Here is a 13,148-nt window from a genome sequence, read left to right as displayed (position 1 = left end):
CCGGATCGGGACGCCCTTCGTGCGCTGAGCGATCAGGCCTGCGGGGCCACCTCGCGGGAGGAGACCAGGGCCGCGAGCCGGTCACCGATGGCGAAGGTCGCACCCGGCGCCGAGTGGTCGCGGGTGGCCAGGTCGAACGCCACCGACGCCTCGACCCGCTTGGCGGCCTCGGCCAGGCCCACGTGGTCGAGCAGCATGGCCACCGACAGCACCGCGGCGGTCGGGTCGGCCACGCCCTGCCCGGCGATGTCCGGCGCGCTGCCGTGCACCGGCTCGAACATGCTCGGGTTACGGCGGGTGGCGTCGATGTTGCCGCTGGCGGCCAGCCCGATGCCACCGGTGACCGCACCGGCCAGGTCGGTGATGATGTCGCCGAACAGGTTGTCGGTGACGACCACGTCGAACCGGCCCGGGTCGGTGACCAGGTGGATGGTGGTGGCGTCCACGTGCTGGTAGGCCACGGTGACGTCCGGGTACTGCAGCGAGACCTCCTCCACCACGCGCGACCACAGCGAGCCGGCGTGGGTGAGCACGTTGGTCTTGTGCACCAGCGTCAGGTGCTTGCGCGGCCGGGCAGCGGCGCGCGCGAAGGCGTCGCGCACGACGCGCTCCACGCCGAACGCGGTGTTGATGCTGACCTCGGTGGCGATCTCGTGCGTGGTGTCCTTGCGCAGCAGGCCGCCGTTGCCCGCGTACGGACCCTCGGTGCCCTCGCGAACCACGACCATGTCGATCTCACCCGGGTCGGCAACCGGGCTCTTCACGCCCGGGTACAGCCGCGCCGGGCGCAGGTTCACGTGGTGGTCGAGCTCGAAGCGCAGCCGCAGCAGCAGGCCGCGCTCCAGGATGCCGCTGGGCACCGACGGGTCGCCGACCGCGCCCAGCAGGATCGCGTCGTGCTGGCGGAGCTCACCGAGAACGGACTCGGGCAGCAGTTCTCCCGTCGCGTGCCAGCGCGCGGCTCCCAGGTCGTATCGAGTGATCTCGGTATCCGGCACCACCTCACCGAGGACCTTGAGTGCCTCGGCAATCACCTCCGGCCCGATCCCGTCGCCGGGGATCACAGCGAGCCGCATCTACACACCTCCCGAGAACCACCCCGACCTGCGGGGCTCGAACTGTTGAGCCGAAGGCTACCGGCACGGGCGCGGCGAGCGGGATGCCGGGCCCACCAAGTGGATGAAGCCTCCCGGACTGTGGGACCCCCGAAAGAGTGAGAGGGCCCGGGTTCCCTGCTGCGCTCCTGGGCGCTTCCCACATCGCGGACCGCCCGAGCCTCACCTGACCGAGCAGTAACGGCCCGAACCGCCCAAAGCAAAGCGCGGGGTGCGCCGGAACCGGCACACCCCGCGCTGAGCGGAAAAACCCTTACTCGAACGTCACGGTGCGGACGATGCGAGCGCCGACCGCGGCGCCGATCGGCTCCAGGACGCCCTGCTCGACCGGACGGTCCACGCGCAGCAGCATGATCGCTTCGGAGCGGTCGGTGGTCTGGCTGACCGTGGCGGCCTCGATGTTCACGCTGACCTCGCCGAGCAGCGTGCCGACCTTGCCCATCACGCCCGGGCGGTCCGGGTACTCCAGCAGCAGCACGTTGCCCTCGGCGCGCAGGTCGAAGTTGCGGCCGTTGACCTCCACCAGCTTCTCGACCAGGTTCGAGCCGGACAGCGCACCCGAGACGCGCGCGGTGCGGCCGTCCGCCAGGCCGGCGCGCACCGTCACCACGCTGCGGTGGTTCGGGCTCTCCGGCGAGGTCGTGACCTCGACCTGCACGCCCAGGTCCTCGGCCAGCTGCGGGGCGTTGACGAAGGTCACCTGGTTCTCCACGGCACCGGCGAACACGCCGCGCAGGGCCGCCAGCTGCAGCACCGAGACGTCCTCGTCGGCGAGCTCACCGCGCGCCTCGACGGTCACCGAGCTCGGCGTGGTGCCCAGCAGCGCGGCCAGCAGCTGGCCGAGCTTCTGGGTCAGCGACAGGTACGGGCGGACCTCCTCGCCGACCGCACCGCCCTGGACGTTGACGGCGTCCGGCACGAAGTCGCCGCGCAGCGCCAGCCGCACCGAGCGGGCCACGTCGGTGCCCGCGCGGTCCTGGGCCTCCGCGGTGGAGGCGCCCAGGTGCGGGGTGACGACCACGTTGTCCAGCTCGAACAGCGGGCTCTCGGTGGTCGGCTCGGTCTTGAACACGTCGATGCCCGCGCCGCCGATCTGGCCGTTGCGCAGCGCGTCGTACAGCGCGTCCTCGTCGATCAGGCCACCGCGGGCGGCGTTGACGATCAGCAGCCCGGGCTTGGCCTTCTTCAGCTCCTCGGCGCCGATCAGGCCCAGCGTCTCGGCCGTCTTGGGCAGGTGGATGGAGATCGCGTCGGCGCGGGCCAGCAGCTCCTCCAGCGAGACCAGCTCGATGCCGAGCTGGGCGGCGCGAGCGGCCGAGACGTAGGGGTCGTAGGCGATCAGCTTGGTGCCGAAGGCGGCGACCCGCTGCGCGAACAGCTGGCCGATCTTGCCCAGGCCCACCACGCCGACGGTCTTGCCGTTGAGCTCGACACCGCCGTAGGAGCTGCGCTTCCACGCGCCGCCCTTGAGGCTCGCGTCCGCCTGCGGGACGTTGCGGGCCACCGCCAGCAGCAGGGCCATCGCGTGCTCGGCGGCCGAGACGATGTTGGAGGTGGGCGCGTTGACCACCATCACGCCGCGCTCGGTGGCGGCGGGCACCTCGACGTTGTCCAGGCCGACCCCGGCGCGGGCGACGACCTTGAGCTTCTTCGCCGCGGCCAGCACCTCCGCGTCGACCTTGGTGGCGGAACGGACCAGCAGCGCGTCGGCCTCGGCGACGGCGTCGAGCAGCGCCGGCCGGTCCGTGCCGTCCACGTTGCGGATCTCGACGCCGTCCCCGAGGGCGTCGATCACGGACGGAGCCAGCTTCTCGGCGATCAGGACGACAGGACGGCTTGCGTTGGTCACGGGCGAACTCCAGGTGGAAGATCACGGTCGGCACGGCGATGTGCCCGGACGGGTGGGGAGTTTAACGGGAGATTGAGAAAGCGTTCACAAGGGTGTAGCCCGGATCACCGGTTCGGAACAATCCGCCCGGATAATCCGGTTGACCGGCATTATCGCAGATCAGCCCGGGTGCGAATAGAACGGCGCGAGGCCCGTGGGGTGAATTGCCACTAAATCGGCCTAGTGGTTCGAACTGTCCGTGCACCCCCGGTTACGCGACCGTCCCAGAGCGCGGGATGAAACAGCGAGGACTGCGCGGAGCGACCCGCGCAGCCCGCCGGTCACGGCTCGTCGAACTCGCCGTCCTTGGCACCGGCGACGAACGCGTCCCACTCCTCCGGGGTGAAGACCAGCACCGGCCCGTCCGGGTCCGCGCCGTTGCGCATGCCGACGTAGCCGCCGACGAACGCGATCTCCACTCCGGGTTCGTCAGGGTCGTCGGTGCTGGTGATCCACTCCGCGGCGGAGAAGTCCAGCTCGTGGCGGATGTGCGCCTTGTCGTCGACGATCTCGTTCTCACTCACGATGCGTACTGTAGACCTCACCCGCAGCGACGATTCCACCCCTGGCAAACGGGAAAATCCCGCCGCGGCGCGTCGACGGCACGAGGCCCGGTGCCCCTTGTGGGGTGCACCGGGCCGTTCGCATCGGCAGTCCGCGCGGGTAGCGCGCCGCCGAAATCCGGGAGCGGCGTCAGCTCACGGGCCATGCCCACAGCAGTGGACAGCGACCGCGATGAGCGACCGGCACCGCACCGTCAAGACCGCATGCGCCGCAGGCGCACAACCCACCTACGACGCTCGCACCGCCGCGGGTTCTCAGAGGTCGCCCGGCGAGGACAGCCCGTTCGCCGTGTATTGGTCATACATAAGAACGGGATCCCGCAGCCAGGCGGCCTCTGAGGTTCCGCCACCGGCACCGCTACGCAGGATGAGCCTGGAACTTACTTCGAAGTCCACGACATCAGCGCGCGGAGCTTCTTGCCGACCTCTTCGATCTGGTGGGCGTTGCCCTCGGCCTGCAGCTTGGTGAAGTTCGGCCGGCCGGCCTCGTCCTCGGCCACCCACTCCTTGGCGAAGGTGCCGTCCTGGACCTCGGCCAGGATCTTGCGCATCGACTCCTTGACGTGGGCGTCGATCACGCGCGGGCCGCGGCTGAGGTCGCCGTACTCGGCGGTGTCGCTGATCGAGTACCGCTGACCGGCGATGCCGCCCTCCCACATCAGGTCGACGATCAGCTTGAGCTCGTGCAGCACCTCGAAGTAGGCGATCTCCGGCTGGTAGCCGGCCTCGACCAGCACCTCGAAACCGGTCTGCACCAGCGCGGAGGCGCCACCGCAGAGGACGGCCTGCTCACCGAACAGGTCGGTCTCGGTCTCCTCCTTGAAGGTGGTCTTGATGACGCCGGCGCGGGCACCGCCGATGGCCGCGGCGTAGGACAGCGCCAGCGCCTGGGCGTTGCCGGAGGCGTCCTGCTCCACGGCGATCAGGCACGGCACGCCCTTGCCGTCGACGAACTGGCGGCGCACCAGGTGGCCCGGGCCCTTCGGCGCGACCATGGCGACGTCGACGTCGGCCGGCGGCTGGATCAGGCCGTAGCGGATGTTGAAGCCGTGGCCGAAGAACAGCGCGTCGCCCTGCTTGAGGTTCGGCGCGATGTCGTTGGCGTAGATCTCGCGCTGCTTGGTGTCGGGCGCCAGGATCATGATCAGGTCGGCTTCCGCGGCGGCCTCGGCCGGGGTCAGCACCTTCAGGCCCTCTTCCTCGGCCTTGGCGCGGGACTTCGAGCCCTCCGGCAGGCCGACCCGCACGTCGACGCCCGAGTCGCGCAGGCTCAGCGCGTGGGCGTGGCCCTGGCTGCCGTAACCGATGACGGCGACCTTGCGGCCCTGCACGATACCCAGGTCGGCGTCCGCGTCGTAGAAGATTTCAACTGCCATGGGAGTTCAGCTTTTCCTTTCGAACGTTCGACCTGCTTGTAAGCGGCGAAGCCGCTTGACCACTTCTCGCAACTCGCACCGCCGCGGGTTCTCAGAGGTCGTCTGACGAGGACAGCCCCAGCGCTGTGTATTGGACATACATGAGTCGGGGATCCCGGAGCTCAGGCGGCCTCTGAGGTTCCGCTACCGGCACCGCTGCGCAGGTCGAGTCTGGTCTTCAGTTTTGCGGCCTGTGGCGGGGGTGTTCAGCGCACTGCAGTGGCCGTTATGGAGCGCGGTCCACGACCGATCGCGATCGTGCCCGACTGCACCATCTCGCGGACGCCGTAGGGTTCCAGCATTCGCAGCAACGCGTCGAGCTTATCGGCGGTTCCGGTGGCCTCGATGGTCAGCGCCTCGGGGGAGACGTCCACCACCTTCGCGCGGAACAGCTGCACCGTTTCCAGGACCTGGCTGCGCACCGATGCGTCGGCGCGGACCTTGACCAGCAGCAGTTCCCGCTGCACCGCCGCTTCGGTGTCCAGCTCCACGATCTTGATCACGTTGATCAGCTTGTTGAGCTGCTTGGTGACCTGTTCCAGCGGCTGGTCGCTGACCTGGACCACGATCGTCATCCGGGAGATCTCCGGATGCTCGGTCGGGCCGACGGCGAGCGACTCGATGTTGAAGCTGCGCCGGGAGAACAGGCCGGACACCCGGGCCAGGACGCCCGGGACGTTCTCCACCAGCACGCTGAGCGTGTGTCGGCTCATCGCGCGCTCACTCCTCGTCCTCGAACTGCGGGCGGACGTCGCGCGCAGCCATGATCTCGTCGTTGCTGGTCCCGGCGGCCACCATCGGCCACACCTGGGCGTCGGCGCCCACCACGAAGTCGATCACGACCGGGCGGTCGTTGATCTCCATCGCGCGCTGGATGACGCTGTCGACGTCCTCTTTGGACTCGCACCGCAGGCCGACGCAGCCGTAGGCCTCGGCCAGCAGCTTGAAGTCCGGGATGCGGTGCTTGTGGGTGCCGAGGTCGCTGTGCGAGTAGCGCTCGGCGTAGAACAGGTTCTGCCACTGCCGGACCATGCCCAGGTTGCCGTTGTTGATGATGGCGACCTTGATCGGCAGGTCCTCGATGGCGCAGGTCGCCAGTTCCTGGTTGGTCATCTGGAAGCAGCCGTCGCCGTCGACCGCCCACACCGCCTTGTCCGGCGCGCCCGCCTTGGCGCCCATCGCGGCGGGCACCGCGTAGCCCATGGTGCCCAGGCCGCCGGAGTTCAGCCAGGTGCGCGGGTTCTCGTAGTCGATGAACTGCGCGGCCCACATCTGGTGCTGGCCGACGCCCGCGGCGTAGATGGCCTCCGGCCCGGCGATCTTGCCCAGCCGCTCGATGACGTACTCCGGCGACAGGCTGCCGTCGGCCGGCCACTCGTAGCCCCGCGGGAACCGCTCGCGCCAGTCGTTGAGCTGCGCCCACCAGGGCGTCAGGTCCGCCGTGCCGTGCTCGGTGGTGGCGGTGCCGACCGCATCGATCAGCTCGGCGATGACGTCCTTGCAGTCGCCGACGATCGGCACGTCGGCGTGGCGGTTCTTGGAGATCTCCGCCGGATCGATGTCGGCGTGCACGACCTTGGCCTCCGGCGCGAACGACGCCAGCTGCCCGGTGACCCGGTCGTCGAAGCGCGCGCCCAGCGCGATCAGCAGGTCGGCGCGCTGCATCGCGGTGACCGCGGCGACCGTGCCGTGCATGCCGGGCATGCCCAGGTGCTGCGGGTGCGAGTCGGGGAACGCGCCGCGCGCCATCAGCGTGGTCACCACCGGGATGCCGGTGCGCTCGGCCAGTTCGCGCAGTTCGGCGTGCGCGTCGGCCTTGATCACGCCGCCGCCGACGTAGAGCACCGGGCGGTGCGCCTCGGTGATCAGCTTGGCGGCCTCGCGGACCTGCTTGCCGTGCGGCTTGCTGGTCGGCCGGTAGCCGGGCAGCTTCATCTCCGGCGGCCAGGAGAACGAGGTGGTGGCCTGCTGAACGTCCTTGGGGATGTCGACCAGCACCGGGCCGGGGCGGCCGCTGGCGGCGATGTAGAACGCCTCGGCGATGGTGCGCGGGATGTCGTCCGGGTTGGTGACCAGGAAGTTGTGCTTGGTGATCGGCAGCGTGATGCCGCAGATGTCGGCTTCCTGGAAGGCGTCGGAGCCGATCATCGCGGTGCTCTGCTGACCGGTGATGGCCACCACCGGCACCGAGTCCATGTGCGCGTCGGCCAGCGCGGTGACGAGGTTGGTCGCGCCCGGCCCCGAGGTGGCCATGCACACCCCGACCTCGCCGGTGACCTGGGCGTAGCCGGTGGCGGCGTGCCCGGCGCCCTGCTCGTGGCGGACCAGCACGTGGCGGACCTTCTGCGAGTCGAGGAGCGGGTCGTAGGACGGGAGGATGGTGCCGCCCGGAATGCCGAAGACGATCTCGCAGCCCACGGATTCCAGGGAGCGCACCAGTGCCTGCGCACCGGTCACCTTCACTGGGGCACCGCTGGGCGGTGCGGGCTTCGGACGGCGTCCAGGCGGGGGCGCCGGGACCGGATTCTGCCTGGTGTTGGCGCTGGTCATCGGGTCTGCCTCAAGGTCGGTAGGTTGGGCTGGACACGAAAAAACCCCCGCGGACCACAAATGGCCCCACGAGGGTTGGCGCGTCGACGCTGCGAACTTCCTAGGCGTCGACGCGCCGGGGAAGTACGAGAATGTCGTGCAGTCGCAGCATGGCAAGGACGTTAATCAACGCACCACGTTCCGTCAAACCATGCGGGACGATCCTCCCGCATGGTGGACACCTGGGACGCCCGGAACCACCACCAGGAACGACGTATCCCCAGGTCAGAGGCACCCTGCTCACCATTCGTGTGACGTACGCCGCGCCCGGCCGTGTCATGGTCGTGACGAGTTCCGCGCCCGCCGGACCACGGGACCTTGGCGGCCGCGCGAGCGCAGGTGAGACCATCGACAGCGTGAGCGAGACCCCGCAGCAGCCCGAGCAGCCCGAAAACGACCAGGTCGCCGACGCCCCGGCGAGCTCCGAGCAGCCGAAGCGGCCCGAGCTCCCGAAGTCGCTCACCTTCCGGATCACCCCGGTATCGCTGCTCGCCGTGCTCGCCATCCTCGTCTGCGCCACCCCGCTGGCCTGGGCCGCATACCCGTGGGGCCTGCTGGTCTACCTGATCCCGCTCGGCCTGGCCTGGTGGATCCTGCGCACCCGCACCACCGTGGGTCAGGACCAGGTCAAGGTCCGCACCGCGCTGGGCGGCGGCCGGTTCGGGTGGGACGAGGTCACGTCGCTGCGCCTGGACGAGAAGCGCTGGCTCAAGGCGGTGCTGACCTCCGGCAAGGAGATCACCCTGCCCGCGGTGCGGGTGCGCGACCTGCCCCGCCTGTCGGTGATGAGCGGTGGGCGCCTCCCCAACCCGGAATCGCAGGAGTAATCTCGGCGGCACCGCCACTCCCCGCGCCCACAAGGCGCGGTCCGAACTGATCCCGGGGCGGGCTTGGTGCGGTTCGTCTGGGACACAACGATCGCCGGGCAAGCACCGCTTTCAGCGGTGAACCGCAACCGCGAAGCCGCACCGCCACACCGGCGGTAGTGGTCGCATGCGCCGCAGGCGCATAGCCCACCCTCGCAGCTTGCACCGCCGCGGGTTCTCAGCGGTTTCCTGGCGAGGACAGCCCGTTCGCCGTGTATTGGGCCATACATCAGAACGGGATCCCGGAGCCGGGGAACCGCTGAGGTTCCGCTACCGGCACCGCCACGCAAACCAGCCAGAAGGAAGCTCTCATATGCCTCAGCTGCGCTCTCGGACTACTACTCATGGACGGAATGCCGCTGGCGCTCGGTCGCTTTGGCGTGCCACCGGTATGACCGACGACGACTTCGGCAAGCCGATCGTCGCGATCGCCAACTCCTACACCCAGTTCGTGCCCGGGCACGTGCACCTGCGCGACCTCGGCGACGTGGTGGCCGAGACGATCCGCGAGGCCGGCGGCGTGCCGCGGGAGTTCCACACCATCGCGGTGGACGACGGCATCGCGATGGGCCACAGCGGGATGCTCTACTCGCTGCCCTCGCGCGAGCTGATCGCCGACTCGGTGGAGTACATGGTCAACGCCCACCAGGCGGACGCGCTGGTGTGCATCTCCAACTGCGACAAGATCACGCCCGGCATGCTCAACGCCGCGATGCGGCTGAACATCCCGACCGTGTTCGTCTCCGGCGGGCCGATGGAGGCCGGCAAGGCCGTCGTGGTGGAAGGCGTGGCGCAGGCCCCGACCGACCTGATCACCACCATCGCCGCGTCGGCGAACTCCGCCGTGGACGACGACGGGCTCAGCGAGGTGGAGCGCTCGGCGTGCCCGACCTGCGGGTCCTGCTCGGGCATGTTCACCGCGAACTCGATGAACTGCCTCACCGAGGCGCTCGGCCTGGCGCTGCCCGGCAACGGCTCGACGCTGGCCACGCACGCCGCGCGCCGCGAGCTGTTCCGGGAAGCCGGCCGGACCGTGGTGCGCATCGCCAAGCGCTACTACGGCGAGGACGACGAGTCGGTGCTGCCGCGGTCGGTCGCGAACAAGAAGGCGTTCGAGAACGCCATGGCGCTGGACATGGCGATGGGCGGTTCCACCAACACGGTCCTGCACACGCTGGCCGCCGCGATCGAGGGCGAGGTCGACTTCGACCTCGACGACATCGCCGAGACCAGCCGCCGGGTGCCGTGCCTGTCGAAGGTCAGCCCGAACTCCGACTACCACATGGAGGACGTGCACCGGGCCGGCGGCATCTCCGCGATCATGGGCGAGCTGGACCGCGCGGGCCTGCTGCACCGCGACGTCTCCTCGGTGCACAGCGCGAGCCTCACCGAGTGGCTGGACAAGTGGGACATCCGCGGCGAATCGCCGTCGCCGGAGGCCATCGAGCTGTTCCACGCCGCGCCGGGCGGGGTGCGCACCACGAAGGCGTTCTCCACCGAGAACCGCTGGTCCTCTTTGGACACCGACGCGGCGGGCGGCTGCATCCGCGACGTCGCGCACGCCTACACCGCCGACGGCGGGCTGGCCGTGCTCAAGGGCAACCTCGCCGAGGAGGGCGCCGTGGTCAAGACCGCGGGCGTCGAGGAGGAGCTCTGGTACTTCCAGGGCCCGGCGCGCGTGCTGGAGAGCCAGGAGCAGGCCGTCTCGGCGATCCTGAACAAGGAGATCCAGCCCGGAGAGGTGCTCGTGATCCGCTACGAAGGCCCCGCGGGCGGGCCGGGCATGCAGGAGATGCTGCACCCGACAGCGTTCCTGAAGGGCTCCGGCCTGGGCAAGAAGTGCGCGCTGATCACCGACGGCCGCTTCTCCGGCGGTTCGTCCGGCCTGTCGATCGGCCACATCTCCCCCGAGGCGGCCAACGGCGGCACGATCGGCCTGGTGGAAGACGGCGACCAGATCCTCATCGACGTCCGCGAGCGCAAGCTGGAGCTGCTGGTCTCCGACGAGGTCCTGGCCGAGCGCCGCGCCAAGATGGACGCCAGCGAGCAGCCGTGGACCCCGGTGGGCCGCGAGCGCAAGGTGACCGCGGCCCTGCGCGCCTACGCCCGCCTCGCCACCTCCGCCTCCTACGGCGCGGTCCGCGACGTCAACAAGTAACCGTCCGCAGGAAGAACGGGCCCGCATCTGCCGGATGCGGGCCCGTTCTCGCGTTCTCGGGAACTAGTGTTGGCGCGGAGGCCCAGGAGGTGGCGGGTGGTTCCCGACGAGATCGGCGTGCTGGTGGCCGCGGCGAAGGACGGCGACCAGGTCGCGTTCGGCGAGTTGACCGGGCGCTACCGCCGGGAGCTGCAGGTGCACTGCTACCGGATGCTCGGCTCGTTCGACGATGCCGAGGACGTCGTCCAGGAGACGCTGCTGCGGGCGTGGCGGCGGCGGGAGACATACGAGGGCCGGTCGACGTTCCGCGCCTGGCTGTACAAGATCGCCACCAACGCGTGCCTCGACCTGATCGACCGGAACAAGCGGGTGGCCCGTCCCTACCGGGTGCCGCCGCTGGCCGGAGCGGGATCGCCGCCGGCCGAAGTTCCCTGGCTGCAACCGGTTCCGGATCACCTGCTGGAGCCGGTCGCCGACGCCGAGCAGGAGCCCGCCGCGGTGGCGGTCGCGCGGGAGACCGTCGAGCTCGCGTTCCTGGCCGCGATCCAGCAGCTGCCCGCCCGGCAGCGGGCGGTGCTGATCACCCGCGACGTGCTGGGCTGGCCCGCCACCGAAACCGCGGCGCTGCTGGAGACCAGCGTGACCTCTGTGAAGAGCGCGTTGCAGCGGGCGCGCGCGACGTTGAAGCAGCAGCTGCCCCGGAACCGGGACGACTGGACGCAGTCCGCGGAGCCGAGCGCCGATGAGCGCGCACTGGTCCGGCAGTACGTCGAAGCGCACCAGCAGGCCGACCTGGACGCGCTCGCCGGACTGCTCGCCGAGGACGTGCGGCAGACGATGCCGCCGCACCCGGCCTGGCTGGTCGGCCGCGACCCGCTGCTCGACTTCGCCCGCCAGGTCTTCGACCCGGATTCGCAGTGGTACCTCGGTTCGTGGCGCAGCGTGCTGACCAGCGTGAACCGGCAGCCCGCCGTCGCGCACTACGTCCAGCGCCCGACTGCGGAGCAGACTCGCGACCTCGCCGGGGAGTTCCGCGCGCAGGTGCTCGACGTGCTGCGCGTCGACGACGGCCGGATCACCGCGATCACCTCGTTCGAACCGCGCTGGTTCGCCGCGGCCGGACTTCCGCTGGTGCTGCCGCCGAACTGACCGATTCCTTTTCCGCCGAGGGGCCGTCACACGAGCAGAAGACGGCACGACACCCCTGGACGGAGAAGCCATGACCAAGCACGCAGTCCGCTCGCCGGACGGCACCGAGATCGCGTTCGAGGAATCCGGCAGCGGCTCCGCTGTCGTCCTGGTGTCCTCGGCGCTGGCCGACCGGTCCGACGCCCGCAAGCTCGCCGCCCTGCTCGCCGAGCACTTCACCGTCATCAACTACGACCGGCGGGGCCGGGGCGCGAGCGGCGACGCGGCGGACTACGCGGTCGAGCGCGAGATCGAGGACATCGCCGCGCTGATCGCGCACGCCGGTGGTTCGGCCTCGCTGTTCGGCAGTTCCTCCGGCGCCGTGCTCGCGTTGCGCGCCGCGGTCGAGCTCGACGTCGAACGGATCGCGGTGTACGAGCCGCCGTTCGTGGTCGAGAAGGGCGAATTCGGCCCGCCGTGGGACTTCGCGCGGCACATCGACGCACTGCTCGCCGATGACCGGCGCGGCGAGGCGGTCAAGTACTTCATGACCAAGGCACAGGGCATGCCCGGGTTCGTGGTCGCCATGATGCGGCTGATGCCCGGCGTGTGGTCCGGCCTCAAAGCGATGGCGCACACGCTGCCCCACGACATCGCGGTGATGGGCGACTCCCAGCAGGGGAAACCGCTCAAGGCCGAGGAGTGGTCGACGACTTCGCCCGCTCTCGTGCTGACCGGTGGCAAGAGCCCGGCCGGTTTCCACAGCGCGGCCCGCGCCATCGCCGAGGTGCTGCCCACCGCCGAGCACCGCACGCTGCCCGGCCTCAACCACGGCGCGGTGATGATGGCGCCCGCCAAGCTCGCCCCGCCGATCGTCGAATTCCTGCGCGGCTGAACGACTCCGATTCCCCGTTGAAAGGCGGAAACTCCATGGACAACACCATTCGCTCCCTCGACCGGCTCGTCGGCACCTGGCGGGTGAGCGGCGGCGCCACCGGCCAGGTCACCTACTCGTGGTTGCCGGGCGGGCACTTCCTGCACCAGGAGATCGACATCGAGCAGGACGGGCACCGGGTGCGCGGCATCGAGATCATCGGCCGCGAGAAGCCCTTCGGCGCCACCGAACCCGGCGCGGAACTCAAGTCCCGCTTCTACGGCGCCGACGGCGAAACCTTCGACTACGTCTACGAGATCGACGGTGACACGCTGATCATCTGGGGCGGCGAGAAGGGTTCGCCCGCCCACTACCGCGCCCGGTTCAGCACCGACGGCGACCACCTCGCCGGCGACTGGGTCTGGCCGGGCGGCGGCTATCACACGGAGCAGACCCGAATCCGCTGAGGACGCCTTCCGCAGGTCAAAGGCCGTGAGTGCTTTGTGTGGCGATAACACCCCAAAACACTCACGACAGCGAGCGGGGGCGCGC

The 13,148-nt window shown here is 70.0% G+C and carries 11 protein-coding genes; 5 read left to right on the top strand and 6 right to left on the bottom strand.

Translation table 11 applies throughout. The annotated features are described in order from the left end of the window. Window positions 1-32 precede the first annotated feature (32 nt). The 6 genes from ATL45_RS20420 to ATL45_RS20395 all read right to left on the bottom strand — a co-directional run bounded on the left by ATL45_RS20420 (window position 33) and on the right by ATL45_RS20395 (window position 7,531). Window positions 33-1,076 (bottom strand): 3-isopropylmalate dehydrogenase, encoded by a 1,044-nt coding sequence (locus tag ATL45_RS20420; RefSeq protein ID WP_093146716.1) that lies wholly within the window; start codon window positions 1,074-1,076, stop codon window positions 33-35. A gap of 292 nt (window positions 1,077-1,368) precedes the next feature. After that, on the bottom strand, window positions 1,369-2,964 hold the full coding sequence (gene serA, locus ATL45_RS20415) for a phosphoglycerate dehydrogenase (RefSeq protein WP_093146717.1): 1,596 nt from the start codon (window positions 2,962-2,964) through the stop codon (window positions 1,369-1,371). Window positions 2,965-3,284: 320 nt separating this feature from the next. Continuing rightward, entirely contained in the window at window positions 3,285-3,530 is a 246-nt protein-coding gene (locus tag ATL45_RS20410; protein ID WP_093147605.1) for a DUF397 domain-containing protein, read from the bottom strand. Window positions 3,531-3,946: 416 nt separating this feature from the next. Continuing rightward, window positions 3,947-4,942: a ketol-acid reductoisomerase gene (ilvC, locus tag ATL45_RS20405; RefSeq protein WP_093146718.1), complete on the bottom strand. Its 996-nt coding sequence runs from the start codon at window positions 4,940-4,942 to the stop codon at window positions 3,947-3,949. 245 nt (window positions 4,943-5,187) lie between these two features. Then, complete coding sequence (ilvN, locus tag ATL45_RS20400; RefSeq protein WP_093146719.1) at window positions 5,188-5,694, bottom strand: acetolactate synthase small subunit; 507 nt, start codon at window positions 5,692-5,694, stop codon at window positions 5,188-5,190. A gap of 7 nt (window positions 5,695-5,701) precedes the next feature. Continuing rightward, window positions 5,702-7,531 (bottom strand): acetolactate synthase large subunit, encoded by a 1,830-nt coding sequence (locus ATL45_RS20395; protein ID WP_093146720.1) that lies wholly within the window; start codon window positions 7,529-7,531, stop codon window positions 5,702-5,704. A 395-nt stretch (window positions 7,532-7,926) separates the two neighbouring features. Here ATL45_RS20395 and ATL45_RS20390 point away from each other — a divergent pair, with 395 nt between their 5' ends. From ATL45_RS20390 to ATL45_RS20370, 5 genes are all read left to right on the top strand, one after another. Further along, window positions 7,927-8,397 carry a PH domain-containing protein gene (locus ATL45_RS20390; protein WP_246025454.1) on the top strand — a complete coding sequence of 157 codons (471 nt, stop codon included), beginning with the start codon at window positions 7,927-7,929 and terminating at the stop codon, window positions 8,395-8,397. Between the two features lie 352 nt (window positions 8,398-8,749). Next, the gene (gene ilvD, locus ATL45_RS20385) at window positions 8,750-10,594 is read left to right on the top strand and encodes a dihydroxy-acid dehydratase (protein WP_093146722.1); all 1,845 of its coding nucleotides are present in this window, start codon (window positions 8,750-8,752) and stop codon (window positions 10,592-10,594) included. Window positions 10,595-10,690: 96 nt separating this feature from the next. Beyond that, the gene (locus ATL45_RS20380; RefSeq protein ID WP_246025453.1) at window positions 10,691-11,743 is read left to right on the top strand and encodes an RNA polymerase subunit sigma-70; all 1,053 of its coding nucleotides are present in this window, start codon (window positions 10,691-10,693) and stop codon (window positions 11,741-11,743) included. 70 nt (window positions 11,744-11,813) lie between these two features. Continuing rightward, window positions 11,814-12,617 carry an alpha/beta fold hydrolase gene (locus ATL45_RS20375; RefSeq protein ID WP_093146723.1) on the top strand — a complete coding sequence of 268 codons (804 nt, stop codon included), beginning with the start codon at window positions 11,814-11,816 and terminating at the stop codon, window positions 12,615-12,617. Between the two features lie 35 nt (window positions 12,618-12,652). Continuing rightward, complete coding sequence (locus tag ATL45_RS20370) at window positions 12,653-13,063, top strand: hypothetical protein (protein WP_093146724.1); 411 nt, start codon at window positions 12,653-12,655, stop codon at window positions 13,061-13,063. The last annotated feature ends 85 nt before the right edge of the window (window positions 13,064-13,148 follow it).

The sequence above is a fragment of the Saccharopolyspora antimicrobica genome (assembly GCF_003635025.1).
Lineage (GTDB): Bacteria > Actinomycetota > Actinomycetes > Mycobacteriales > Pseudonocardiaceae > Saccharopolyspora > Saccharopolyspora antimicrobica.
This window is presented reverse-complemented; position numbering and strand designations above follow the sequence as displayed.

What these genes read in the sequence shown, in the direction of transcription:
- ilvC (WP_093146718.1), bottom strand. Translation starts at nt 4,942, where the DNA reads ATGGCAGTTGAAATCTTCTACGACGCGGACGCCGACCTGGGTATCGTG.
- ilvD (WP_093146722.1), top strand. Translation starts at nt 8,750, where the DNA reads ATGCCTCAGCTGCGCTCTCGGACTACTACTCATGGACGGAATGCCGCT.
- ilvN (WP_093146719.1), bottom strand. Translation starts at nt 5,694, where the DNA reads ATGAGCCGACACACGCTCAGCGTGCTGGTGGAGAACGTCCCGGGCGTC.
- ATL45_RS20420 (WP_093146716.1), bottom strand. Translation starts at nt 1,076, where the DNA reads ATGCGGCTCGCTGTGATCCCCGGCGACGGGATCGGGCCGGAGGTGATT.
- ATL45_RS20395 (WP_093146720.1), bottom strand. Translation starts at nt 7,531, where the DNA reads ATGACCAGCGCCAACACCAGGCAGAATCCGGTCCCGGCGCCCCCGCCT.
- ATL45_RS20370 (WP_093146724.1), top strand. Translation starts at nt 12,653, where the DNA reads ATGGACAACACCATTCGCTCCCTCGACCGGCTCGTCGGCACCTGGCGG.
- ATL45_RS20375 (WP_093146723.1), top strand. Translation starts at nt 11,814, where the DNA reads ATGACCAAGCACGCAGTCCGCTCGCCGGACGGCACCGAGATCGCGTTC.